This window comes from Arthrobacter wenxiniae (assembly GCF_013376105.1).
Taxonomy (GTDB): Bacteria; Actinomycetota; Actinomycetes; order Actinomycetales; family Micrococcaceae; genus Specibacter; species Specibacter wenxiniae.
In genome coordinates, this window is record NZ_JAAMFM010000087.1 from 1 (window position 1) to 551 (window position 551).

Genomic DNA, 551 nt, shown 5'->3' on the forward strand with positions numbered 1-551 from the left:
CTGGAGTCCCTGTCCCGGGTCCTGGCCGCCCTGCAGGTCCATGCCGCCGGGGACCTGGCCGCCCGGGCGCGGGCCGGCCGCTATGACGGGGAGGGGGCCACGTCCCCGGCGGACCTGCTGGCCACCACGCTGCGCGTGGGCCGTGGCGAGGCGAACCGGCGCCTGCGCCTGGCCAAGGTGTTCCTGCCCGTGACCGACCCGCTGACCACCGCCACCACCGCGCCCGCCCAGCCGGTGCTGGCCGACGCGTTCTTCTCCGGCGCACTCTCCCCGGAACTGGCCCTGATGGCTTCCTCCCACACCAGCGACGCCGCGCACCTGGCCCGGGCCGGGCGCATCGGACAGGACGATGTGGACCGGCTCGAGGCCACCCTGGCCGGCTACGCCCGGATCGAGGGCCCGGACTTCCTGCGCCCCGTCGCCACCCGCGCCCTGGACCTGCTGGACCCCGACGGACAGCAACCCACCGAGGGCGAACTGAGCGCCAAGCAGGGCCTGTTCTTCCACCGCCCCCGCCGCGGCCTCATCCACTACGACGGCTACCTGACCAT

At 75.1% G+C, this 551-nt stretch carries 1 protein-coding gene; it reads left to right on the forward strand.

The window, feature by feature from the left end:
* On the forward strand, positions 1-551 hold a 551-nt coding region (locus G6034_RS19460), incomplete at both ends, for a DUF222 domain-containing protein (protein WP_176636749.1).